The sequence below is a fragment of the Erythrobacter ramosus genome (assembly GCF_009828055.1).
Classification (GTDB): Bacteria; Pseudomonadota; Alphaproteobacteria; order Sphingomonadales; family Sphingomonadaceae; genus Erythrobacter; species Erythrobacter ramosus.
Genome location: NZ_WTYB01000001.1, coordinates 990,059 through 1,013,739 on the forward strand (window position 1 = coordinate 990,059; position 23,681 = coordinate 1,013,739).

22 protein-coding genes and 1 tRNA gene are annotated in these 23,681 nt (G+C 65.6%); 15 read left to right on the forward strand and 8 right to left on the reverse strand.

The features are described 5' to 3' along the window. Nucleotides 1-25: 25 nt before the first annotated feature. A tRNA-Leu gene (locus GRI59_RS05020) sits at nt 26-112 on the reverse strand. 120 nt (nt 113-232) lie between these two features. Further along, nucleotides 233-1,183, reverse strand: a complete 951-nt coding sequence (locus tag GRI59_RS05025; RefSeq protein ID WP_160760062.1) for a zinc-ribbon domain-containing protein — start codon at nt 1,181-1,183, stop codon at nt 233-235. Between the two features lie 165 nt (nt 1,184-1,348). Between GRI59_RS05025 and ftsE the strand changes: the two genes are divergently transcribed. From ftsE to GRI59_RS05050, 5 genes are read left to right on the forward strand one after another with little or no spacing between them, the layout of a single operon-like run. Continuing rightward, nucleotides 1,349-2,089, forward strand: coding sequence for a cell division ATP-binding protein FtsE (gene ftsE / locus GRI59_RS05030; RefSeq protein WP_160760063.1), 741 nt, complete (start codon nt 1,349-1,351; stop codon nt 2,087-2,089). Further along, nucleotides 2,086-3,033, forward strand: a complete 948-nt coding sequence (locus GRI59_RS05035; protein ID WP_183363509.1) for an FtsX-like permease family protein — start codon at nt 2,086-2,088, stop codon at nt 3,031-3,033. Before ftsE ends, GRI59_RS05035 begins: the two co-directional genes overlap by 4 nt. Nucleotides 3,034-3,043: 10 nt before the next feature. After that, nucleotides 3,044-3,577, forward strand: coding sequence for a YdcF family protein (locus tag GRI59_RS05040; RefSeq protein ID WP_160760064.1), 534 nt, complete (start codon nt 3,044-3,046; stop codon nt 3,575-3,577). Next, complete coding sequence (locus GRI59_RS05045; RefSeq protein ID WP_237440667.1) at nt 3,574-4,296, forward strand: lysophospholipid acyltransferase family protein; 723 nt, start codon at nt 3,574-3,576, stop codon at nt 4,294-4,296. The genes GRI59_RS05040 and GRI59_RS05045 overlap by 4 nt, the downstream gene beginning before the upstream one ends. Next, on the forward strand, nt 4,293-5,579 hold the full coding sequence (locus GRI59_RS05050) for a divalent metal cation transporter (protein ID WP_160760065.1): 1,287 nt from the start codon (nt 4,293-4,295) through the stop codon (nt 5,577-5,579). The genes GRI59_RS05045 and GRI59_RS05050 overlap by 4 nt, the downstream gene beginning before the upstream one ends. On the opposite strand, the gene GRI59_RS05055 is transcribed toward GRI59_RS05050, so the two are convergent. Then, nucleotides 5,576-6,484, reverse strand: coding sequence for a prephenate/arogenate dehydrogenase family protein (locus GRI59_RS05055; RefSeq protein WP_160760066.1), 909 nt, complete (start codon nt 6,482-6,484; stop codon nt 5,576-5,578). The two genes, GRI59_RS05050 and GRI59_RS05055, sit on opposite strands and share 4 nt — an antisense overlap. Further along, nucleotides 6,481-7,578: a pyridoxal phosphate-dependent aminotransferase gene (locus GRI59_RS05060; RefSeq protein WP_160760067.1), complete on the reverse strand. Its 1,098-nt coding sequence runs from the start codon at nt 7,576-7,578 to the stop codon at nt 6,481-6,483. Before GRI59_RS05060 ends, GRI59_RS05055 begins: the two co-directional genes overlap by 4 nt. A 137-nt stretch (nt 7,579-7,715) precedes the next feature. Here GRI59_RS05060 and metX point away from each other — a divergent pair, with 137 nt between their 5' ends. Together metX and metW are read left to right on the forward strand one after the other, a co-directional pair. Then, nucleotides 7,716-8,813: a homoserine O-acetyltransferase MetX gene (gene metX, locus GRI59_RS05065; RefSeq protein WP_160760068.1), complete on the forward strand. Its 1,098-nt coding sequence runs from the start codon at nt 7,716-7,718 to the stop codon at nt 8,811-8,813. Continuing rightward, nucleotides 8,810-9,412 (forward strand): methionine biosynthesis protein MetW, encoded by a 603-nt coding sequence (gene metW, locus GRI59_RS05070; protein ID WP_160760069.1) that lies wholly within the window; start codon nt 8,810-8,812, stop codon nt 9,410-9,412. The genes metX and metW overlap by 4 nt, the downstream gene beginning before the upstream one ends. 51 nt (nt 9,413-9,463) lie before the next feature. Here the strand turns inward: metW and GRI59_RS05075 are convergent, their stop codons facing one another. Then, complete coding sequence (locus GRI59_RS05075) at nt 9,464-9,856, reverse strand: VOC family protein (RefSeq protein WP_160760070.1); 393 nt, start codon at nt 9,854-9,856, stop codon at nt 9,464-9,466. A 122-nt stretch (nt 9,857-9,978) separates the two neighbouring features. Here GRI59_RS05075 and GRI59_RS05080 point away from each other — a divergent pair, with 122 nt between their 5' ends. The 4 genes from GRI59_RS05080 (at nt 9,979) to GRI59_RS05095 (ending at nt 13,880) form a co-directional block, all read left to right on the forward strand. After that, nucleotides 9,979-10,356: a hypothetical protein gene (locus tag GRI59_RS05080; RefSeq protein WP_160760071.1), complete on the forward strand. Its 378-nt coding sequence runs from the start codon at nt 9,979-9,981 to the stop codon at nt 10,354-10,356. 67 nt (nt 10,357-10,423) lie between these two features. Further along, a complete protein-coding gene (locus GRI59_RS05085; RefSeq protein WP_160760072.1) occupies nt 10,424-11,092 on the forward strand; it encodes a glutathione S-transferase family protein in 669 nt (222 codons plus the stop codon). Between the two features lie 106 nt (nt 11,093-11,198). Next, nucleotides 11,199-11,606: a peptide-methionine (R)-S-oxide reductase MsrB gene (gene msrB / locus GRI59_RS05090; RefSeq protein ID WP_160760073.1), complete on the forward strand. Its 408-nt coding sequence runs from the start codon at nt 11,199-11,201 to the stop codon at nt 11,604-11,606. A 120-nt stretch (nt 11,607-11,726) separates the two neighbouring features. Then, a complete protein-coding gene (locus GRI59_RS05095) occupies nt 11,727-13,880 on the forward strand; it encodes a transglycosylase domain-containing protein (protein ID WP_160760074.1) in 2,154 nt (717 codons plus the stop codon). 79 nt (nt 13,881-13,959) lie between these two features. On the opposite strand, the gene GRI59_RS05100 is transcribed toward GRI59_RS05095, so the two are convergent. The 3 genes from GRI59_RS05100 to hflK all read right to left on the reverse strand — a co-directional run bounded on the left by GRI59_RS05100 (nt 13,960) and on the right by hflK (nt 17,631). Further along, a complete protein-coding gene (locus tag GRI59_RS05100) occupies nt 13,960-15,501 on the reverse strand; it encodes a Do family serine endopeptidase (RefSeq protein ID WP_160760075.1) in 1,542 nt (513 codons plus the stop codon). Between the two features lie 176 nt (nt 15,502-15,677). Next, entirely contained in the window at nt 15,678-16,523 is an 846-nt protein-coding gene (gene hflC / locus GRI59_RS05105) for a protease modulator HflC (RefSeq protein WP_160760076.1), read from the reverse strand. A 4-nt stretch (nt 16,524-16,527) separates the two neighbouring features. Further along, nucleotides 16,528-17,631, reverse strand: a complete 1,104-nt coding sequence (gene hflK / locus GRI59_RS05110; RefSeq protein ID WP_160760077.1) for a protease modulator HflK — start codon at nt 17,629-17,631, stop codon at nt 16,528-16,530. A gap of 132 nt (nt 17,632-17,763) precedes the next feature. Here hflK and GRI59_RS05115 point away from each other — a divergent pair, with 132 nt between their 5' ends. The 4 genes from GRI59_RS05115 to GRI59_RS05130 all read left to right on the forward strand — a co-directional run bounded on the left by GRI59_RS05115 (nt 17,764) and on the right by GRI59_RS05130 (nt 23,656). Continuing rightward, nucleotides 17,764-18,771: an Mrp/NBP35 family ATP-binding protein gene (locus GRI59_RS05115; protein WP_237440668.1), complete on the forward strand. Its 1,008-nt coding sequence runs from the start codon at nt 17,764-17,766 to the stop codon at nt 18,769-18,771. 3 nt (nt 18,772-18,774) lie between these two features. Then, entirely contained in the window at nt 18,775-21,060 is a 2,286-nt protein-coding gene (locus tag GRI59_RS05120; RefSeq protein ID WP_160760078.1) for a molybdopterin cofactor-binding domain-containing protein, read from the forward strand. Nucleotides 21,061-21,139: 79 nt separating this feature from the next. After that, nucleotides 21,140-22,174 carry a ferrochelatase gene (gene hemH, locus GRI59_RS05125; RefSeq protein WP_160760079.1) on the forward strand — a complete coding sequence of 345 codons (1,035 nt, stop codon included), beginning with the start codon at nt 21,140-21,142 and terminating at the stop codon, nt 22,172-22,174. A gap of 66 nt (nt 22,175-22,240) precedes the next feature. Beyond that, the gene (locus GRI59_RS05130) at nt 22,241-23,656 is read left to right on the forward strand and encodes a cytochrome P450 (protein ID WP_160760080.1); all 1,416 of its coding nucleotides are present in this window, start codon (nt 22,241-22,243) and stop codon (nt 23,654-23,656) included. The last annotated feature ends 25 nt before the right edge of the window (nt 23,657-23,681 follow it).

Here is a 23,681-nt window from a genome sequence, read left to right on the forward strand (position 1 = left end):
GGAGTTTGCCGCTCAGGAGCGGAAATGGTGCGGTCGAGAAGACTCGAACTTCCACGGGCTTTCGCCCACAACGACCTCAACGTTGCGCGTCTACCAATTCCGCCACGACCGCACTCGGGTTTGCCGGGGCAGCCAAAACGCTAGCCCCACGGTAGGAGCGCGCCCCTAGCAAGGGGTATGGCGCCGCGCAAGCTCTTTGACGATGGCTTGCGATTGGCGCGTAATCAGGGGGTCAGTTGGGCGCCCAGCCGATGGCGGCCTTGGCGGCGCCGGGCGGGATGTTGGTGATCGCCTGGGTCACATTGATGGTCTCACCGGGGGCAAGGCTGCGTTTGGCCGGGGTTATCGGCCAGTCGCCGATGTTGCGATCACGCCGGTCGCTGAACACCACCAGGAGGTTGGGGACATCAACGCTCTCACGCCCATTATTGGTGATCGTCCCGCGGACCCCGAAAATCTCCTCGCCGGTTTCGAGCATCTTCTTCTTCTGCTCGGCCGGGGGGAAATCGAGTTCGAGCCCCGGACGGCTGACACCGAAGGTCGGGCGGCTGATCGGCACCCATTCGGGCAGGCCGTAGTAATTCACCGCGACGATCGTACCCAGTACCATCGCTGCAAACAGCATGGCCGCCAGCGTCCACATCCGCAGCGTGTTGCGCCGCCGGGTGAAGGGCGCACGGTAACCGAATTGCGAGCCGCCGTCCTCGTCGTCATCCCCGAAGGGCGGGTCGGGCATGTCGTCGGCAATCGCCGGCGGTTCTGGCGGTGCCGCTTCGACAGGCGTTTCGCCGCGCGTACCGAAGCCGCGCCGCGACGCTTGGGCGACCACGGCCGCGTATTCCCCGGTATCGTTCGGCGCAGCGGGCGGCTCGGGCGAGCGCCAGTGGCTGACCGAGGGTCCGGCGGTTTCGGGTTCGGGAGCGGGCGCAAAGGGTGCCGGGGAAGGCGGGGGCGAAGCGACCACCGCAGGCTCGGCCACCGGCGGCGGGGCGGGCTGGGTAGCGGCAGGCTCGCCCGGGGCGGACGGAGGCGCTTCCGACGGCGCTGCGCCCTCGGGCGATGGGGGCGGATCCTGGAACCAGCTATGCTTGCACTTGGCGCAGCGCACGGTGCGACCCTCGCTGCCGATGGCAGCATCGGGCACGGCGTAGCGGGTGCCGCAGGCTGGGCAGGCGATGATCATACTACAAATTGCATACTCGCCGCACACCCGCGCACAAGACCAACTGCGGCAGAGCCCCCTATTTACTCTATGTTTTCCACATTACGGGGCGTAAATCGGGCAATCGATGGCCTGCATCGCGATCTCCCGCTTCCCCCGTGCCTGCCCCCCTGATAGGTGCGCGACATGAATGATCGTCTCGCCGGACAAGTGAAATTCGACAATGTCGGCTTGCGCTACGGCACCGATCCCGAGGTGCTGAGCAATCTCAGCTTCACGCTTTATCCCGGCAGCTTCTACTTTCTCACCGGCGCGAGCGGGGCGGGGAAGACTTCGCTGCTGAAGCTGCTCTACTTGGCGCAGCGGCCATCGCGCGGGGCGATCCGGATGTTCGGGCAGGATCTGGTCACCATGCCGCGCGAACGCTTGCCGGAGCTGCGGCGGCGGCTAGGGGTCGTGTTCCAGAACTTCCGGCTGGTGCCCTATCTCACCGCCTTCGACAATGTCGCGCTGCCGCTGCGGCTGGCGGGGACCGACGAGAAGAAGGTGGTCAAGTCGGTCGGCGACATGCTCGATTGGGTTGGCCTATCGCACCGCGCCCATGCTGTGCCGCCGACCATGTCGGGCGGGGAGCAGCAGCGCGTCGCCATCGCCCGCGCGGTGATCGTTCGGCCCAAGATGCTGATTGCCGACGAGCCGACCGGTAACGTCGATCCCGACATGGCCCTGAAGCTGCTGCGCTTGTTCGAATCCCTCAACAACCGCGTCGGCACGACCGTGGTGGTGGCGACCCACGATGTCCACCTGCTCAAGAAGGTGCCGGATTCGCTGATCATGCGGCTGCACAAAGGCCAGCTGTCCGACCCCACCGGCGCGCTGCGCTATCCGCCGCGCGCGGTTTCGCCGGGTGGAGGCGAACCGGAGTGAGCACGCATCCCCCGCTCCCCACCGAGCCCGAGACCGAGGAGGTCAAGCCCGCACCGGTCCGCCCGCGTGGACGCGCGGCGGCGCGGCTCCTGCCCCCGACGCGGCTGACCGGGCCGATCCCGTGGGTGATTGCCATCCTGATCGCCTTGGTGGTGATGGCCGCAGCGGGCGGCCTCGCCCTGCGCAACCTTGCCACCAATGCGCGGGCCGATCTGTCCAGCGCGGTGAGCGTGCAGGTGATCGAGCCCAACCCCGATCTGCGGGCCGAGCGCGGCGCGGCGGCGGTCAAGGTGCTGACCCGGATCGAAGGCGTGCAGTCCGTGCGGCTGGTGCCCGAGGCGGAGCTGGTCGCCTTGCTCGAACCCTGGCTCGGCGAAGGGGCGACCAGCAATGACGTGCCGATCCCGGCGCTGATCGATGTCGAGCTGACCGGCAGCGCCAGCCGCGCGGACATCACGCGGATCGAGGCTGCGCTGGCCGCCCAAGTCCCCGGTGCGCGGGTCGATGCCCAAGGCGATTTCCTGCGCCCGGTTTATGATGCGCTGTTGGCCATGCAATATCTCGCGCTCGGCCTGATTGCCCTGGTCGCGCTGGCGACTGCAGCGGCGGTGTGGCTGGCGGCGCGCAATGCCTTTGCCGGTGCGCGCGACACGGTCGAGATCATGCACCTGCTCGGTGCGAGTGAGAAGCAGATGGCGGCGGTGTTCTTGCGCGATGTCCTGCGCGAGGCGGTGTTCGGCGCGATTGCAGGGGCAGGGTTGGGCGTTGGCGCGGTGTGGCTGCTCGGCCAGCAATTCGCCGCGCTCGACAGCGGAATGGTCGGCAGCGGCGGTTTGGGGCTGACCGATTGGGTGGTGATCGCGATGATCCCGCTGATCGGGGTGGTGCTGGCATTGGTGACAGCACGGATCACCATTGCGCTTGCCTTGCGCGACATGCTTTAGGCTCAGACCCATGATCCGGCGCGTATTCTCCTTGATGTTTCTGGCGTGGGCGATCGGCTTCCTGTGGTTTGCCGTGGCCCTGCCCAAGCCCGTGGCCAAGGCCGTGACCACCGATGCGGTGATCGTCGTCACCGGTGGGCCGGGGCGGATCGCGCGCGGGCTGGAGGTGCTGGACAAGGGGCTGGCGGACACAATGCTGGTCAGCGGTGTCGACCGCGAAGTGCGCCCGGGCGAATTCGCTGCCGAATTCGGCGTCTCCCCGGCCGAGATGGCGTGCTGCGTCACATTGGGCTTCGCGGCGGTCGATACCCGCAGCAACGCCGCCGAAACGGCCAAATGGGTCGCGCAGAAAGAGGTTCGCTCGCTTCGGCTGGTGACAACCGATTGGCATATGCGCCGCGCGGCGGGCGAGCTGGACCGGACGCTGCCCGATCATGTCACCGTGATCCGTGACGCCGTGCCCTCACAGCCCGATCTCGGCACGCTGTTCCTCGAATATCACAAGTTGATCGCTAGCCGTGCGGCGGGTCTGGCTGACCTTTGACCTGGTTGCTGGCGGCCCTGCGTTCTGCCGTGTTCTACGTGCTGTTCTACGGGGGCAGCGCGTTGATGGTGGTTGCTTCAGTGGTGGCCGTGGTCGCCCAGCGCCGCTGGCTCGGACCAATTGTGGAGCGCTGGGGGTATTGGCACCTGTGGTGCGTCCGCAATCTGCTCGGCATCGAGGTGGTGCTGGACGGCGCCTTGCCCGATGGCCCGGTGCTGATCGCGGTCAAGCATGAGAGCTTTTTCGAAGCGATCGACACCCCGCGCCTGTTCACGCTCCCGGCGGTGTTCGCCAAGCAGGAGCTTTTCGCCATTCCCGGCTGGGGCTATTCAGCGCGGACCTATGGGCTGATCCCGGTGGCACGCGACAAGGGCGCCAAGACGCTGCGCGCAATGCTGGCACTGGCCAAACAGCGCGTGGACGAGGGCCGCCCGCTGGTGATTTTCCCCGAAGGCACCCGCGTCGCCCACGGCACCCGCCCGCCGCTGCAAGCGGGGTTTGCGGGCCTCTACAAGCTGCTGCGCCTGCCGGTGGTGCCGATCGCAGTGGATAGCGGCGCGGCCTATCACCATCTGGTCAAGCGGCCGGGCCGGATCACCTACAAGGTCGGCGCAAAGATCCCCGCAGGCCTTCCGCGCGAGGAGATCGAAGCGCAGGTGCACGCGGCGATCAATATTTTGAATCCGGACAGGCCTGATCCGGGACCATCGCACCCGTGACCGCCGGGGACGAGCACACCGACGATCGGCACACTGAAGCCGATGCGCGCACATGGGGCGAAGTGCTCGGGCCCGGATTGGTCACCGGTGCTGCGGATGATGATCCGAGTGGTATTGGCACCTATAGCCAGATCGGCGCGCAGTTCGGCTTCAGCCTCGCATGGATCATGGTGTTCAGCTACCCACTGCTGGTCGCCACGCAGTTGATCTGCGCGCGCATCGGCGCGGTGACTGGGCACGGCATCGCCCACAACCTGAAGAGCCACTATCCGCGCCCGGTGCTGTGGTTTGCCGTGATGCTCCTGCTGATCGCCAACACCATCAACCTCGGCGCGGACCTTGGTGCGATGGCGGCTGCGCTCAATCTGCTGCTGCCGGGGCCAACCATGCTTTATGTCGTGCTGTTCGGCGGCATTTCGGTGCTGCTTGAAGTGTTCGTCGCCTATTCGCTCTACACGCGCATCCTGAAGTGGTCGGCGCTGTCGCTGCTTGCCTATATCCTCGTGCCCTTCGTTGCGGATATCTCCCCGCGCGAGGTGATGCGGGGCGTGCTGGTGCCGGAGCTGAGCTTTGACCGGCCAACTGCGATGGCGGTGATCGCGGCGTTGGGCACGACGATCAGCCCCTACCTGTTCTTCTGGCAGGCCGGACAGGAAGTGGAGGAACAGCACCGCCTGCACACCCATCCCCTGGGCGTATTCCCGCGCGCAGCGGGCCCGGGGCTCAAGCGGATGCGAACCGATACGCTGATCGGTATGGGGGTGACGAGCGTCACCGCGCTGTTCATCGTCATCGCCACCGCCGCCACGCTCCACGCCAACGGGATCACCGAAATCACCTCCGCCGATGCCGCCGCCAGCGCGCTGCGTCCGATCGCGGGGGATTTGAGCTTCCTGCTTTTTGCCGTGGGGATTATCGGCATCGGCTTGCTGGCCGTGCCAGTGCTGGCGGGCTCTGCGGCCTATGCCCTGTCCGAGACTTTCGGCTGGACCGAGGGACTGGACCGCAAGCCGCATGAGGCCAAGGCCTTTTATGGCGCGATTGTCGTCGCAGTTTTGGGCGGGGTGGCGCTCAACCTCATCGGCATCGATCCGATGCAGGCGCTTTACTGGACGGCGGTGATCAACGGCCTGCTGGCCCCGCCGCTGATGGTGATGACCATGCTGGCGGCGAGCAATCCCAAGGTCATGGGCCGCTTGACCCTGCCCCCGCTGCTGAAGTTCGGCGGCTGGGCGGCAACGGCGGTCATGATCCTCGTCTCGGGGATGTTTCTGCTGAGCTAGTCTGGGTGCTGGCGCCCGAAATCGGGCCGCTCGTCGTCCTGCCCTTGTTCGATCACCTGCCGCCGGATCGCGCGGGTGCGGGTGAAGAGGTCGAACAACGCGTCGCCATCGCCGGAGCGGATCGCGCGCTGCATCGCGGTGAGATCCTCGGTGAAGCGCCCCAGCATCTCCAGCACCGCGCCCTTGTTGGTCAGGAACACGTCGCGCCACATGACGGGGTCGGACGCGGCTATGCGGGTGAAATCGCGGAAGCCCCCGGCGGAGTACTTGATGACCTCGCTCTGGGTCACGTCCTCCAGATCGCTGGCGGTGCCGACGATGGTGTAGGCGATGAGGTGCGGGATGTGGCTGGTCACTGCGAGCACGAGGTCGTGGTGGGCGGCGTCCATCAGCTCGACCTTGGAGCCGAGCGCGGTCCAGAAGTCCGAGAGGGCTTCGAGCGCGGCGGGGTCGACACCATCGGGCGGGGTGATGATGCACCAGCGGCCTGCAAACAAGGTGGCGAACCCGGCATCGGGCCCGCTCTGTTCGGTGCCTGCGACAGGGTGTGCAGGGATGATGCAAGCGCCCGGCAGCGCCTCGGCCAGTGCGGAGGCGACGGCTTCCTTGGACGAGCCGACATCGCTGATGATCGCATGGGGCGCGAGGCCCGGCGCAATCGCCCGCGCCGCATCGCCCATCGCGCCGACGGGGACGCACAGGATGACGAGATCGGCGTTGGTGACGGCGTCCTCGGCGCGCTCGCATACCGTGCCCACCAACCCGCGCTCCGCCGCTCGCTCGCGCACCGATGGGTCGCGATCCCAGCCGGTGGTGGCGATGGCGAGGTCGCGCGCCTTTACCGCCAGCCCAATCGAGCCGCCCAGCAGGCCAAGGCCGATGATGGCGACGCGGGTGATGGTCATGCCACTTCCCCGCACAAGGCGCGCAGGCAAGCGATCACGCGGGTCATGTCGTCCGACTTGCCGATGGTGATGCGCACCGCGTTCGGCAGGCCTTGGCCCGGCAGATGACGCACGGCGTAACCGGCCTCGGACAAAGCCTCGACCGCCTCAGTCGCGCTCACTTCGCCTTCGAAATGCACCAGCAGGAAGTTGGCTTCGCTGGGCGAGGCGGAGAGGCCGTGGTTGCCGAGCATCGCGATGGCGTCGGCCAGACGCGCGCGTTCGGCGGTGTTGTGCTCGCGGCTGGCGCGCACGAAGTCCTGATCGCCCAGCGCCGCCAGCGCGGCCTTCTGCCCGCTGACCGAGACGTTGAACGCGCCCCGCAGCCGGTTGACCAGATCGATCAGGTGCGGCGCCCCGGTCACCCAGCCGACTCGCTCCGACGCCAAGCCATAGGCCTTGGAGAAGGTGCGACTGACCAGCACGTTCTCATACCGCGCAGCGAAGTCAAACGCCGCCTGTTGCAGGGCCGGATCGACATACTCGCCGTAAGCCTCGTCAACGATCAGCAGCACGTCGGACGGCAGGCCCGCGTGGAGCCGCGCGACTTCAGATGGGGGCAGGAAGCTGCCGACCGGGTTGTTCGGGTTGTCGAGCAGCACGACCTTGGTGGCGGGCGTGACGGCGGCAAGCAGATTGTCGACGCTCGCGGCGTAGCCCTCGGGATCAGCAAACACCGGGGTCGCTCCGATCTTCTGCGCCAGCAGCGGGTAGAGCGAGAAGGAGTAGCGCGAGGCCAGCACTTCGTCCCCCGGCCCGGCCAGCGCCTGCACTGCGCAGTGCAGCAGCTCACCAGAGCCCGTGCCGCACACGATCCGGTCGGGATCGAGGCCGTGCACTGCGGCGATCTTCTCGCGCAGCGCCCGCGCATCGGGATCGGGATAGTCCGCCGCCACATGCCCTTCAGCCAGCGCGGCCAGCGCCGCCGGGCTGGAGCCGAGCGGGTTCTCATTGGCCGACAGCTTGGTGAGCGGCTTCCCGCTCGCCGACTTCGACTTGCCCGGCACATAGGCGTGGATCTCGCTGATCCAGGGTTTGGGTTGGGGTCTTGCCATTGTCATGGTGATGCGCCGCTTGAAGAAAAGGCAGTGCTTCGACAAGCTCAGCACGAACGGATTTTGGAAAAAATACCCCTTACCGCGTGGCTCACGCTTGTCGAAGGGCTGTTTTTCCGCTTTCGCAGCAATTCTGTATGAACGCCGCCCCGATATCTCAGGTCTATGCCATCCCCCACGCCTTGCCGCTCGACAGCGGTCAGGTGCTGGTGCGTGCCGCAATCGCCTACGAGACTTACGGCACGCTCGCGCCGGATGCTTCGAACGCAGTGCTGGTGTGCCATGCGCTGACGGGCGACCAATATCTCGCCAGCCCGCACCCGATCACCGGCAAGCCCGGCTGGTGGGAACGGATGGTCGGCCCCGGCAAACCGATCGACACGAATCGTCATTTCGTGATCTGCGCCAATGTCATCGGCAGCTGCATGGGATCGAGCGGGCCGGCCAGTATCGCCCCCGATGGCGAGCCCTATGCGATGCGCTTCCCCGTCATCACAATCCGCGACATGGTGCGCGGGATTGTCGCCTTGCTTGACGGTTTGGGGATCGCGAAATTGCACGCCGTGGTCGGTGGGTCGATGGGCGGGATGCAGGCGCTGAGCCTGGCCGCCAACTGGCCCGAGCGCGCGGCGCGGGTGCTGGTGATCGCGTCCACCGCGCGCCACTCGGCGCAGAACATCGCCTTTCACGAGGTCGGCCGTCAGGCGATCATGGCCGATCCCGCTTGGGCCGAGGGCAATTACTACGCGAGCGACGCGAAGCCCGACAACGGTCTCGCCGTGGCGCGGATGGCGGCGCATATCACTTACCTTTCGGAAGCGGGCCTGACCGAAAAGTTCGGCCGCCGGTTGCAGGACCGCGAGGCCAAGGGCTTCGGCTTCGATGCCGAGTTCCAGGTCGAAAGCTACCTGCGCTATCAAGGCAGCGGCTTCACCCGCCGGTTCGATGCCAACAGCTACCTCTACATCACCCGCGCGATGGACTACTTCGACATCGCGGAAGAGCATGGCGGCAGACTTGCCAATGCCTTTGCCGGGACGCAGGCGCGGTTCTGCATTGTCAGCTTCGATACCGATTGGCTCTACCCCACCGCCGAAAGCCGCCACGTCGTCCACGCGCTGAATGCGGCGGGGGCGAAGGTCAGTTTCGTGGAACTCAGTGCGCCGCACGGACACGACTCCTTCCTGCTGGAGCACGACCAGCTTGACCGGGTGGTGAAGGGGTTTGTTGAATGACCCCCCCCACTTCTCAGCTTCGCCCCGATCTCGCCGCCATCGCCGCTCATGTCGCCCCCGGTAGCCGCGTGCTCGATATCGGCTGCGGTGACGGCGCGCTCATGGCGGAGCTGGAAGCCGTGAGCGGCTGCGATGCGCGCGGGATGGAGCTGGACGGCGCACTGGTCGAACGCTGCGTGTCGCGCGGCCTCAGCGTGGTCCAGGGGGACGCCAATCTCGATCTGGCGAACTATCCCGACAAGGCGTTCGATTACGCGATCCTCAGCCAGACGCTTCAGACCGCGACCCGGCCCGACCTGATCCTCGACGAGTTGCTGCGCGTCGGGCGGCGGGCGTTCGTCTCGTTCCCCAATTTCGCCCACTGGCGCACGCGCGCGGCGCTGATGTTCGGCGGGCGGATGCCGGTCACGCGCGCACTGCCGGTGAGCTGGTACGAGACCGAGAACATCCACCACGTTACAGTCGAGGATTTCCGCGAGCTTGCGCGGATGAAGGGTGCCACCATCGAGCGCGCGTGGTTCTTCGCCAATGAAAAACAAATCGGCGCGCCAGCAGCTAACTGGCGCGCCGAGTTTGCGGTATTCGAATTAAGCCGCTGACCTCCCCCTTCCCGGGTCAAGCCCGGGGCGGGGAAAGGTGGAAACTACGCTCTACCCCGCGCGGTGTAGCATGCACAGTTTGTGACCATCGAGATCGAGCACATAGCCAAGGTTCAGCGTCCCCATCGCGCCCGTGCGCGGGCCGGGCGCGTCTTCGATCGAGGTGCCGCCAGCGGCAACCGCTGCGTCGTGGAACGCCTGCACCTGCTCAAGGCTGTCACAGGCAAAGCCGATGGTCGATCCGTTGGCGCAGGCGGCAGGTTCGTTGTTGATCGGCTGGCTGATTGCGAAGATCCCGCCATTGTGGAACCAGAAGGCGCGCTTGTGGCCGGTGGCAGCTTCGTTGATGTTGCCCGGCCCGGCGCCGAGCGTTGCCAGCACCGCGTCATAGAACGCCTTAGCGCGGTCGAAGTCATTGGTGCCGACCATAATGTGACTGAACATGGAAATCTGTCTCCTCTCATAGGACAGGTTGCGGATTAGGACGGAATTCGCCTGCCCGCAATCGGCATTTCGGAGCGGATTTCGGTAGCGCCGCGTTCATATTGCAGGGCATAGGATGCGCCATGCTTACGCCCCTCCTCGCCGCCGCTCTGGCGTTGCAATCCGCTCCCGGCCCTGCCCCCGCTCTGGCCCCTGCCACATCCGAACCCGCGCCGCTGTCGCAGGAAGACCGCGCGCTGCTGCGCTGCGCCGCCGCTTTTGCAATTCTGGCCGATGGGCAGGCCAAAGGTAATGCTGCGGCACAGAAATGGCCGCCCATCGAAGCGCGCGGGCGAGAATTTTTCGTGCGTGTGCTGGCGCAGGTGATGGATCGGACCGGGCTGGACCGGGACGGGATCAGCCGCCTGATAAGCGCTGAAGCCCAGGCCTTGTGGGACAGCCAAGAGACGGAAAAGGTCATACCCTCGTGCCTGGTTTTACTCGAATCCTCCGGAATCTGATCCGTCCCCCGTTAGTGGTGCCGCGCGCTGGATTTGCCTCGCAAAATGCGGCACAGCTAAGCGCCTTATGTGGCTCCTCTATCAATTCCCGTTGTGCCCCTTCAGCCGCAAGATTCGGCTGCTGTTGAGCGAAAAGAACGTGCCCTTTGATCTGGCGCGCGAGGATCCTTGGGCGGCGTCGGACATGTTCTTCAACCTCAACCCGGCCGGACGCACGCCGGTGATCGTCAATGCCGAAAAGAACATCACCATCCCCGATAGCCGCGCGATTGCGGAATATTTCGAGGAAACGGTCGATCGCAATCCGATGATCAACGGCACCGCCACCCAGCGCGCCGAAATCCGCCGGTTGGTCGCGCTGTTCGACGAGAATTTCTACGCCGATGTCACCGCCCCCCTGCTGTCTGAACGCATGAAGAAGCGCATCTTGCGCCAGCCCCCTGATAGCGGCGCACTGCGCAATGCGATGAAGATGGCGCATGGGCATCTCGATTATCTCGACTGGCTGATCGACAACCGCCCGTGGGTGGCAGGCTCCACCATGAGCCTCGCCGATCTCGCGGCAGCGGCGCAGATTTCGGTCGCGGATTACCTTGGCGGGATCGACTGGGCGGGGCACGAACAATCGCGCGGCTGGTATGCGGTGTTCAAGAGCCGCCCTAGCTTCCGTCCATTGCTGACCGAGCGGATGGAGACGATCAAGCCGCCGCCGCACTACGCTTTACTTGATTCATAGGGTCCTCGCTCACGCGACCTGAAGGCCGCGTCGCTGCCGGCGGCCGGTCGGGCCTTGCGGTTCATCTTTGATGAACCGATATAGTGTCACCGAGAGAGGTGAGAACATGGCCGACGATCCCCGCACGCTGACCGATGCCGAATGGCGCGAGAAGCTCGACCCGATGCAGTACCATGTGTTGCGCGAGGCCGGGACGGAACGCGCCTTCACCGGCGAGTACGACAAGTTCTACGACGAGGGCGAGTACCACTGTGCCGCCTGCGGGACGCAGCTGTTCTACTCGACCGCCAAGTATAACAGCGGCTGCGGCTGGCCCGCCTTCACCAAGCCCGCCGATGACGAGGTGATCGAGGAGCACCGCGATGTCAGTTACGGCATGGTCCGCACCGAAGTGCGCTGCGGCAAGTGTGGCGGGCATCTCGGCCATGTGTTCCCTGACGGCCCGCCTGAACAAGGGGGCTTGCGCTATTGCATCAATTCGGCTGCGCTGATCTTCACTCCGGCTGAAGGCTGAGGCAGTCCGCCGTTGATGGGGGAGAGCACCGTAAACCCGGGTTCACCCCCGGTTACAACTTGCCTATGCATGGGCGCGCGTCCCACGTGTCAGCGGTGGGGACCAGATTAGGCGCAAGCGATGTCGAAACAGGGTGAGCGGTTGCAGAACAAGGGCGTACGCGGGACGCGCAAGGCAGCGACGGATCGTTCGACTGCGCCCGATGGCGGCGGCGGCGGCGGCGCGCCGCGCTCGCGCTGGAAGCTGTGGCTGAAGCGGCTGTTCCTGTGGGGCGTTGGGCTGGCGGTGCTGGGCCTCATCTTCCTCGCCTTTGCGGTCGGCTTTGCTGCGCAATCCCTTCCAAGTTACAGCACCTTGCAGGCGACCCAGCCGGGCCAGACCATCGTCATCCGTGCGCGCGACGGGCGCGAGTTGGTCGAGATCGGGCCGAGTTTCGGCGACTGGCTCAAGTATGACGACATCCCCGAAAACATGACCAACGCGATGGTCGCGGTGGAAGACAAGCGCTTCCGCTCGCATTTCGGGGTCGATCCGGTCCGCTTGACGGGTGCGCTGCTCGAGGGCGTCACCGGCTCGCGCGCGCGGCTTGGCGGCACCTCGACCATCACGCAGCAGCTCGCGCGCAACTTGTTCCTCAACAACAACCGTTCGCTCGACCGCAAGGCGCGCGAAGCGGTGCTGGCGATGGCGCTGGAATGGAAGTTCTCGAAGGAGGAGCTCCTCGAGCTGTACCTCAACAAGGTCTATTTCGGCGGCGGCGCTTACGGGATCGATTCGGCGAGCCGCAAATTCTTCAGCCACCCCGCCAATGAACTCAGCGTCGAGGAAGCCGCTATCATCGCGGGGCTGGTCAAGGCGCCGAGCCAGTATTCCCCGACCGCCGATGTCCAGGCCGCAGTGGACCGGGCGCAGGTGGTGCTCGAACTGATGCGAGAGCAGGGCTACATCACCGCTGATCAGGCTCAGGTCGATGTCAGCGCGGTGCAGCTGAAGGAGCAGGCCGGGCAGAACTCGGTGCGCTATTTCACCGATTGGGTGCTGCCGCAGCTCGATATCATCCTGCCCGAAACCTACGAACCGATCGAGGTGTGGACGACGCTCGACATTGGGATGCAGCGCGCCGCAACCGCTTCGATTGAGGCCAATACCCCCAAGGGCGCACAGGGCGCGCTGGTCAGCCTTGACCGCGACGGGGCGATCCTCGCGCTGGTGGGCGGCACCGATTACGTCGCGAGCAATTTCAATCGCGCCACCACGGCGATGCGCCAACCGGGCTCGGCGTGGAAGCTGTTTGTCTATCTCGCCGCGCTGGAGGCCGGCTACAAGCCGGAGGACAAGGTCAACGACACCCCGGTGACGATTGACGGGTGGAGCCCGCGCAATTCCAACGGCCGCAATGTCGGCGAGACCGATCTGCGCACCGCCTTTGCCTATTCGATCAACACCGTCGCCGCCCAGCTGGGCAATGAAGTCGGCTTCGGCACAGTCGCGTCGATGGCGCGGCGGTTCGGGGTGAATTCGAAGGTCGATACCAACCCATCAATGGTGCTCGGCGCGTCCGAGATGCGGGTGATCGAGATGACGCAGGCCTTCGCGGGGATCGCGGCCAAGGGCGTCGCGATCGAACCCTATGGCATCACCAAGGTGACCGGCGCGAGCGGCGAGGTGCTTTATCGGCGCGAAGCATCGCCCGGATCGCCGGTTGTGCCCGACTACGTGGTCGCCGGGATCACCGATCTGCTGCAAGCTGCGGTGCAGACCGGCACGGGCCGCGCGGCGCAGATCGGGCGACCAGTGGCGGGCAAGACCGGCACCACATCCTCGAACAAGGACGGTTGGTTCATCGGCTTTTCCAGCGGCATCACCACCGGCGTGTGGATGGGCCGCGATGACGCCAAGGCCGTGCCGGGCCTGCAAGGCGGGCGCGCTCCGGCGCAGGCCTTTGCCTCTTACATGCGCTATGCCGTCAAGAGCCGCCCGGTCGAGGAATTCGATGTCACGCTCGAACTGCCGGAATGGCAGCTGGAGCCGGATGCCGAAGCGATGTTCGGTGAGCCCGATGATTATTACTACATCGACGAGCAGGGCAACATGATCCAGCCGGGCCGCGATGAGTTCGGCCCTGAGGATGAGCGCGGGCCGGATGCACCGCCTGCCGCCAGCCAGGACTTCCTCGAGGAAGCCACAGGCGGGGCCTTGCCGCAGCAGAGCCAGCGACCCCCGCGCGAACCACGCCGGCCGCCGCCGCAACCGGCCATCAAGCCGGGCGAATAAGCCGACTGCGCATGAAAAAAGGCGCCGGGAGCTGATCCCGGCGACTTCTTCGTTTGGCGTTATGCAGTGTTGATGCCGATTAGCGGATCCGCACCGCCACGAAGGCGGGGGGCTGCGTGCGGCGCTGGATGCGCAGCAGGAGGGCCTCACGCTTTTCAGTCGTTGCCGCGGTGATCTGTGCCAGCAATTCCTCGACCGTGGCGGTCGGCTGGTAATTGGCCGAGAGGATAATGTCCCCGCGCCGCAGACCCTTGCGCGCCGCATCCGAGTTGGGATCGACCGCAGCGATCACCACGCCCTTGGTATCGGCGGGCACGCCCAGCGAGCGGGCGATGGCCGCTGTCATCGGGGTCACCTGCATACCGAGCTTCTGTTCGATGGTGCTGTCCGAAGTTCCGGGAGCCATCGGCTCTTCAGCGTCAGGATCGAAGGTCTGGCCCTGTTGCAGCAACTCCGCTTCGGGCGGGCGCTTGCCGAGCGTGACGCTGAGAGCGAGCTTCTCGCCGCTGCGCAGCAGTTCGACCGGCACCTTGGCACCCGGCTGGAGGTTGGCGACGAGGAAGGACACGGTCTGATCCGAGGTCACATCCTTGCCATTGACCTTGGTCACGACATCGCCGGGCTTCAGCCCTGCTCGCGCGGCCGGGCTATCGTCCTGCACGGTCTGCACCAGCTCGCCGCGGCGCTTGGGCAGGCCGAGCGAGGCGGCAAAATCCTCGTCAATCGGCGCAAGGCCGACGCCGAGATAGCCACGCTCAATCTCGCGGCCTTCGCGCAGCTTTTCCACGATCGGCGCGGCGATTTCCGCGGGGATCGCAAAGCCGATCCCGACACTGCCGCCCGAAGGCGAGAAGATCGCGTTGTTGATGCCGATCACGTTGCCGCGCATGTCGAACAGCGGGCCGCCCGAATTGCCGCGGTTGATGCTGGCATCGGTCTGGAGGAAGCGGTCATAGGGTCCGCCCTGACCGGTGTTGCGATACACCGCCGAGATGATCCCGCTGGTGACCGTGCCGCCAAGGCCGAAGGGGTTGCCGATTGCGACCACCCAGTCACCCACGCGCGCCGCGCTCGAATCTCCGAAGCGGACGAACGGGAAGGTGCGGTTGGCGCGGATCTTGAGCACCGCGAGGTCCGAGGCCGCATCCGCGCCGACCAGATCGGCTTCGTATTCGGTGCCATCGGGCAGGGTGATAGTGATCGATTCCAGCTTCGCCCGGGTATCGGGCGGCGAAATCACGTGGTTGTTGGTGACCACATAGCCATCGGCCGAGATGATGAAGCCCGAACCCAGCGACTGTGCCTCACGGGTTTGCGGTTGGCCGCCGCCTTCACCGCCGCCGCGGCGGTTGAACAATTCGGCAAAGGGCGTGCCCGCGAAGGGATTGTTGGCGACCTCGACCCGCTGGCGCGTGGCGATGTTGACCACGGCGGGCTGCAACTGCGCCGTCAGATCGGCGAAGCTGGCCGGAGCGCCGGCGACCGGCACGACGCGGTCCATCACCGCATCATCGTTCTGCGCCACCTGCGCGCCCAATGGCGAGCCGGTGATCAGCGAAATGGCAGCGCCGCCCACCAGCAACGCGCTCGTCAGTCCGTATACATAGCGCACTTTGTTCACGTCCTCATGGTCCTTATTCTTGGCAGGAATGCGCAGGGGTACCGCAGCGTTCCTGAAAGCCGTTGTCGGGGCCGACCACATGGGCCGGTTTCGCGCCCCAAATGCCCCTTTGTGGGCTGAACGCCGATTGAACACCTGCGACGTTCAGCGCCGCTTGTTGGCGCTTGGTCGATTGCTCAGCGGTCACCCTTGAACTGGCGGAAGTATTCGCTGTCCTCCGACAGCACCATCGTGCTCTGCCCCTCACCTTGCAGGAAGGTTTTTTTGTAGCTCTCCATGGCGCGGTAGAAGTCGTAGAACTTCGGGTCTTTTCCATAGGCATCGGCATAGATACGCGCTGCTTCAGCCGAGGCTTCGGCCTGGATGATCTGCGCATCGCGCTGACCGGCGGCACGGATGGTGGTCGCCTCTTCCTCACGATCGGTCTGCATCCGCGTGAAGGCGGCATCGAGCGGTCGGCCTTCGGGAAGGTCAGCCGCCTTGATCCGCACGTCGAGCACCTGCGCCCCGTAATTCCGCGCCTGCTTGTCGAGCGTGGCGGTGATGTTGGTCATCGCCGTCCCGCGTTCGGCATTGATCAGCGCCGAGAACGGCCTGCGCCCCAGCTCCTGCCGCAGCACCGAGGTAAGGATCGGCAGCAATTGGGATTCGAGCTGGCTTTCGGAGCCAGCGCTTTTGACCAGCTTGACCGGATCGATGATGCGGTAGCGCGCATAGGCATCGACTTGCAGGCGCTGCTGATCATTGGAGAGCACCTGCGTGCGCTCCATGTCGAGATCGAGCACCCGGCGGTCAATCATCCGGACTTCTTCGATAAACGGAATGCGCAGCTGCAATCCCGCCCCGGTCTGGCCATAGGGCACATCGGGGCGGAACTGGTTGAACGTCCGCACCGGCTTACCGGCCTGCACCACAACGCCCTGATGGGTTTCAGGCACGATCACCACGCTGGAGAGCAGCGCCACAACCACCACGATCGCACCAATGACGAACGGCTTGTAGGTCTGAAACAGGTTGGTCATGTCCTTACTCCCCCTGCGGCGGCGGCGGAGGCGTCTGCGCACGGCGCTTCAGCTCTGGCAGCGGCAGGTACGGCGTCACATTGCCGCCTTCGACGATGGTCTTGTCGGTCTTGGACAGGATCTGCTCCATGGTCTCGTAATAGAGGCGGCGACGCGTCACTTCGGGCGCGAGCTTGTATTCCTCGTAGATATCGTTGAATTCGCTGGCATCACCCTGCGCGCGGGCGAGGGTTTGCTGCGCCACGGCGCGCGAACGGTTGATCGCGGCGTCGGCATCCTGCTGCGCGGACGAGACGTCCTTGAACGCCTCTTCGACGCGGCTCGGCGGATCGACCTTGTTGATTTCGATGCCCTGCACCTTGATCCCGGAGCGATAGGCATCAAGCCGGGCCTGCATGGCGGCGCTCACGTCCTGTTCGATCTCGGCCCGGCCGGCGCCGGTCAGCACGCTATCGAGCTTCTGCCGCGCCACGGCAGCACGCATCGCGGCCTCGCCGATTTCAAGCAGCGCATTGCGCGGATCGTTGAGCTGATACTTGTAAAGCGTCAGATCGGAGATGTTCCAGCGGATCAGATAGCTTAGATCAACGAGGTTCTGGTCGCCGGTCAGGATCAGCTTTTCGGTCTTCGTGCCGGGCACTTCTTCAAGCCGGACCTGCGTCACATTTTCCTTTTCGACCATGTGGATCGGCCAGGGCGCGGTGAAGCCGGTAGATTCGAGCGTGTGTGAATACTTGCCGCCCAGCCATGTGACCACGGCCTGTTCGCCGGGCTGAATGAAGTGGAAACTCGTCACCGCGGCCCACACCACCGCAATCCCGCCGATGATAACGGGCGCCCAGCTCTTGCCATCGGGACGCTCGGGCAGCCGGAATGTCGGGCCGCCGCCGCCACCGCCGCCTGCGCGGCGCGGTCCTTCGGGTCCACGGCTCTTGAAGATGTCCTCAATGCTGGCCGAACGCCGCTTGCCGGGTTCACCACCGCCGGGCAGCCACGGGTTGCGCGGGCCGCCGCCACCGCCGCCTGCACCGCCATCGCCCGCAGGCCCATCCCCGCCGGGTTCGTCGCCGCTTCCGCCGCCGCCCCAGGGGTTGTTTTTGCCAGCCATGGCGAAGCCTTTAAGGCCAGCGCCAAGTCGTTCTCTCCAGCCGTCTAATCTTTGCATAAGGTGTTTATAGGCACGCGTTCTGGCGAAAAACAGGGGTTCGCTGCGTGAATTTGGTGGTAGAGGCGTGCCGAAATGGACAAGTCACCCCAAGAACCCCGCCAGCCCGCTGCCGAAGAGGCGCTGATCCGTGCCGCCTTGACCCCGGAAATCAACCATCGGCTGCGCTCCGCCCGGATCGTTGCGCGCCGTGCGGTGATCGTGGCCGAGGCCGGTGACCTGTCCGATGCCGCCCGCGTGGAGCTGGAAGCGGCCATCACCGCCGCACTCATTCCGCTGGCGGAAATCGACGAAGTTCGGATCGCGCTGACAGGTGAGCGGCGGCGGCGGCGGTTGATTGCGGTGGGATCGGGCAAGGGCGGGGTCGGTAAGTCGACGTTGACCACCAATCTCGCGGTGGCGCTCGCCCGGATGGGCCGCAAGGTCGGCGTGATCGACGGCGACATCTACGGTCCCTCGCAGCCCAAATTGTTGAAGACCGAAGGCATCAAGCCTGGGGCGACCCCCGATGGCTCGCAACTGGTGGCGATCGACAGCCCCTATAACGTCAAGGTGCTGTCGATGGGGCACATCGTCGCTCCGGGCAAGGCGCTGGCATGGCGCGGGCCGATGACCGGCAAGGCGCTCACCCAACTGGTCGATGCCGATTGGGGTGATACCGATCTGCTGCTGATCGACCTGCCGCCCGGCACCGGCGATGTGCAGCTTTCGATGCTGTCGGCCCATCGCCCGGATGGCGCGGTGCTGGTGTCCACCCCGCAGGATCTCGCGCTGATCGACGCCGCACGCGCGGGCCAGCTGTTCGAGCAGGGCGAGGTGCCGATCATCGGGCTGGTCGAGAACATGGCAGGCTATTGCTGCCCGGAATGCGGCCACATCAGCGACCCGTTCGGTTCGGGCGGGGTCGAGAAATTCGCCGCTGCGCTCGAAATCCCGTTCCTTGGCCGCGTGCCGCTGACGCTGGCCACGCGGATCGCGGGCGACCAGGGCAATCCTCCCGCCGCCGGTGATGACGAGACCGCCGCGCCGTTCCGCGCCATTGCGGAAAAGCTGGCGCGCTGGCTCGATACCGGGACGGTCTGAGGGATGGGGCTGACGCGGCGCGGATTGCTGGCAGGGGCAGCGGCGGGCGGCGGTCTGATTGTCGCCTGGTGGCTGATGCCGCGCAACTACGCGACCCCGTTGGTTCCGGCGCGCGGCGAGCACGTGTTTGGCGCATGGCTCAAGATTGCCAATGACGGCGTGGTGACCGTCGCCGTGCCGCAGCTCGAGATGGGGCAGGGCATCACCACGCTGCTGCCGCAGATCGTCGCCTATGAACTGGGCGCGGACTGGCGGCAGATCGCGGTCGAGCCTGCGCCAGTTTCGGGAGCCTATGCCAATATTCCGCTGGCGACCAAGTGGATGGCGCTGTGGGATCCGTTCGGTGCCGGGCTGTCTGGCAGCACCGATGCGCTGATCGCGGCGCGCTTTGCCGGGGCGCAGCGCTTCAATGCCACCGCCGATGGCACCTCGCTCTCCGCCTATGAACAGCCCTGCCGCGAAGCCGCTGCCGCCGCGCGGGCGATGCTGGCGCAGGAGGCCGCGTCGCGCTGGGGTGTCGCGTGGGAGGAATGCGAGGTCGAAGGCGGCTTCGTGACGCACACCGACAAGCGCGCCAGCTTTGGCGAACTGGCGGAGGCCGCGGCGGAATACACCCCGCCCGACCTCCCGCCGCTGCGTCCCGAGCCTCCGCGCGAAAAGCCGCTGCCTGCCGATGTCGACGGCGCACCCGCTTTCCCGCGGATTGATCTGCCCTCCAAGGTTGATGGCTCCTACCGTTTTGCCGGTGACGTGCGCCTGCCGGGGATGGTGTTCGCCTCAATCCGCCACGGGCCGGTCGACGGATCGGAACTCACCGGGTTCAACCCCAAGGGAGCCGCCGGGATCAAAGGGCTGGCCGGGATCGTCGAAAGCAAGCGCTGGCTCGCGGTCGCGGCCGATACGTGGTGGAGCGCCGACCAGGCTCTCGCCGCGATGAAGCCCAAATTCGCCAACCCCACCCCCGTCAACAGCAACGAGATCGCCGCGAAGCTCGATGCGGCGCTGACCGGCGGCGAGGCCCATACCATTGCCGAGACCGGCTATGGCGGCGAGGCGCTCCAGCGGGTCGACATTGGGCGCCGCTACGAGGTTGAGCCCGCCTATGCCGCTCCGGTCGAAACCGCGACCGCTGCGGCGCGCTATGCCGATGGGCGGCTCGATCTGTGGATCGCGAGCCAGGCGCCCGAACAGGCGCGTATTGCCGCCGCCCGCGCGATCGGTATTTCCACTGAGGACGTGGCCCTCTACCCCATGCCCGCCGGGGGCAGCTTCGATGCGCGGCTGGAACATGACCACGCCATTGAAATCGCGCTGATCGCCAAGGAGCTGGGCCGCCCGGTGCAGCTGACCTGGCCGCGTCGTGACGAGCTGATCCGCGCCCGCCCGCGTGCGCCTGCCTGGCTGCTGCTCGGCGCGCAGCTGGCCAAAGGCGGGGCGAGCGGGGAAGGCGGCGCGATTGACGCGATGCGCATCCGCATCGCCACGCCGCCCGCTGCTCTCGAATTCGGCAAGCGCCTGTTCGGCAATCTCACCAGCATGGCCGCGATCCGCGAAACCAGTGGTGAGCCTGATCCGCTCGCCTGCGAAGGCGCCGTGCCGCCCTATCAGCTGCCGGCACTGCTGGTGGAGCACGTTCCAGTCGAGATCGGGCTGCCGGTCGGCCGGGTGCGCGGCAATGCCTATGGGCCGACTGTGTTCGCCATCGAAAGCTTCATCGACGAGATCGCCGCCAAGGCCGGGCGTGAGCCGCTGTCGTTCCGCATGTCGATGCTGGGGAGCGATGTCCGGCTCGCCGCCTGCCTTCAGCGCGCGGCGCAGCTGGCCGGGTGGGATGGCGGCGCGGACCAGAGCGGACAGGGCCTCGCCTGCGCCCGAATCGGTGAGGGGCCGGAAGCAGGTCGCATCGCCTGCGTTGCCACCGCGCGTCAGGGTGAAGGCGGCGTGCGGGTGATCCGGCTCTCGGTCGCGGCGGACATTGGCCGGATCGTCAATCACGACATCGCCAAGCAGCAGATCGAAGGCGGGTTGGTGTTCGGCATGGGCATCGCGCTCGGCAATGCGCTGCGGCTGCGCGGCGGCCTGCCAGAAGGCGGCGATGATTCCGCGCTTGGCCTGCCGGTGCTCGCCGATTGTCCGGAGATGCGGATCGAGTTTATCGCCAGCGAAGCCCCGCCCGCCGATCCCGGAGAACTGGGCACGGTGGTCGCCCCGCCTGCGATTGCCAATGCACTGTTTTCGGCTACAGGGTTGCGCCTGAGACGCCTGCCCCTACTTTCGGACGGCATATGACCCGCACATTTTTGCCACACCGCGTCCGGGCGATGGACTTTGCCCGGAAACGAAACGCCTGCCGACCGTTAGGCGGGCTATGACCTGGCAGACCCAGCGCCTTCCGGGCGACCATCCTCCCGCCAAAAGCGGCCAGATCGGCGTGTTGCTGATCAATCTCGGCACGCCTGACGGGCCTGATCCGGAATCGGTCAAAAAATACCTCAAGCAGTTCCTGTCGGATACGCGGGTGGTCGAGATTCCGCCGATCGCGTGGCAGCTGATCCTGCGCGGGATCATATTGAACACGCGCCCGCAGAAAAGCGCGAAGGCCTATGCCAAGATCTGGACCGATCGCGGATCGCCGCTGGCCGACATTACCTCGCGGCAGGCCGAAGCGATGGTCGGGCGGTTTGGTGACAAGGTCGTGGTCGATTGGGCGATGCGTTACGGCAACCCCTCGATCGAAAGCCGCATGACCGCCCTGATGGCCGACGGCTGCGACCGCATCCTGATCGCGCCAATGTATCCGCAATATTGCGCCGCGACGACCGCGACCGTGTTCGATGAGGTCGCCCGCGTGCTCAAGAAAATGCGCTGGCAGCCCGCGCTGCGCTTTGTGCCGCCCTATCATGACGAGCCGACGTTCCTCGCTGCGCTGGCAGATGACCTGACCCGGCAGGTGCGCGCCCTGACCTTCAAGCCTGAAGTGATGCTGCTCAGTTTCCACGGGATGCCGCAGCAGACGCTGGAAAAGGGCGATCCCTATTATTGCCACTGCTCCAAGACCGCGCGATTGCTGCGCGAGGAGCTGGCGACACGGCCCGAATTCGAAGGCGTCCGGTTTGAAACCACCTTCCAGTCGCGGTTCGGCCCGGCGGCGTGGCTTGAGCCGTCAACCGATGCGACGCTGATGGCCGAAGGCGACAAGGGCACCAAGCGGCTGGTGGTTGCGGCCCCCGGGTTTGCGGCGGATTGTGTCGAAACGCTGGAGGAACTTGCGCTGGAAGGGCGCGATGAATTCATCGAGCATGGGGGCGAGGACTATGCCGTGCTCGATTGCCTCAACACCTCGGATGATGGGCTGAAGATGATCGAGGCCATGCTGAACCGCGAGCTTTCCGGCTGGATTTGACCGCGCGGAGTATTTACATCAGAGTCAGTTGCGAATCCGAACCTTCACCGGAGCATCAAGACCCTCATGGCTACCCTTGCCGAAGCCCCGCAGTCCCCTGACACCGCGCCCGCCAATGCGCCGCGCCACTGGAGCGAGTTGCGCCTGACCGAGGCTGACCTCGCGCATATCCCGGGTGAGGCGGGCTGGCCGGTGGTCGGCAACACCTTTACCATGCTCGCCAACCCGCACGCCTTTGCCGAGCGGATGATCAAGACCCACGGCAAGGTCTATCGCAATCGCGCCTTCGGCGGCTGGCAGATCGCGCTGATCGGGGCCGAGGCGAACGAGCTGCTGTTGTTCAACAAGGACAAGATTTTCTCCAGCGAACAGGGCTGGGGCCCAGTGCTTGACCAGCTGTTCCCGCGCGGGCTGATGCTGATGGATTTCGACCATCACCGGATCGACCGCCGTGCGCTTTCGATCGCCTTCAAGCCGGAACCGATGCGGCACTATTCGGGCGCGCTGAACCGCGGCATCGCCCGCGAAGTCGCCAGCTGGGCCGGGCCGAAGGAGTTCTATCCGGCGATCAAGAAGCTGACGCTCGATCTCGCCGCTGACAGCTTTATCGGTCTGCCGTGGGGGCCGGAAGCCGACAAGATCAACGAAGCCTTCGTCGACATGGTGCAGGCCTCGGTCGCGCCGGTGCGTAAGCCGCTGCCCTTCACCAAGATGAAGAAGGGCGTGGATGGCCGCGCGTTCCTCGTCGACTATTTCACCAAGGAAACCTTGCGGCGGCGCAAGGAAGGCGGCGGGCAGGACATGTTCAGCCAGTTCGCCACCGCCACGCGCGAAGATGGCTCGCTGCTGCCGGTCGACGAGGTGGTCGATCACATGAACTTCCTGATGATGGCGGCGCATGACACCATCACGTCGTCGGCCACCTCGCTGATCTATCATCTCGCCACCAATCCAGTGTGGCAGGAGAAGCTGCGCGAGGAGATCATGGCGGTGACCGGCGGGCCGGATGGGGACGGCAATCCCCGCCCGTTGGATTACGATGATCTGACGAAGCTGGATCTCACCGAAATGGCGTTCAAGGAATCGTTGCGGATGATCCCGCCGGTGCCTTCCATGCCGCGCCGGGCTTTGCGCGAATTCGAATATGGCGGGTATCGCATTCCGGCGGGCGCGATGGTCGGGATCAATATTTACTGGACCCACCATTCCGAGGAGTATTGGGAGAACCCCTTCACCTTCGATCCGCTGCGCTTCACGCCGGAGCAGGTGAAGGCCCGCCACAAATACGCCTGGGTGCCGTTCGGCGGCGGGGCGCATATGTGCCTCGGCCTGCACTTTGCCTATATGCAGGTGAAGATCCTGCTGGCGCAATTGCTCCAGCGCTACCGGATCGAGGCGGCGACGGGTTACAACCCCGAATGGCAGGACTGGCCGATTCCGCAGCCCAAGGATGGGTTGAAGGTGACCTTCACGCCGCTCTAGCGGGATTTCCTACGCGGTGCAGATG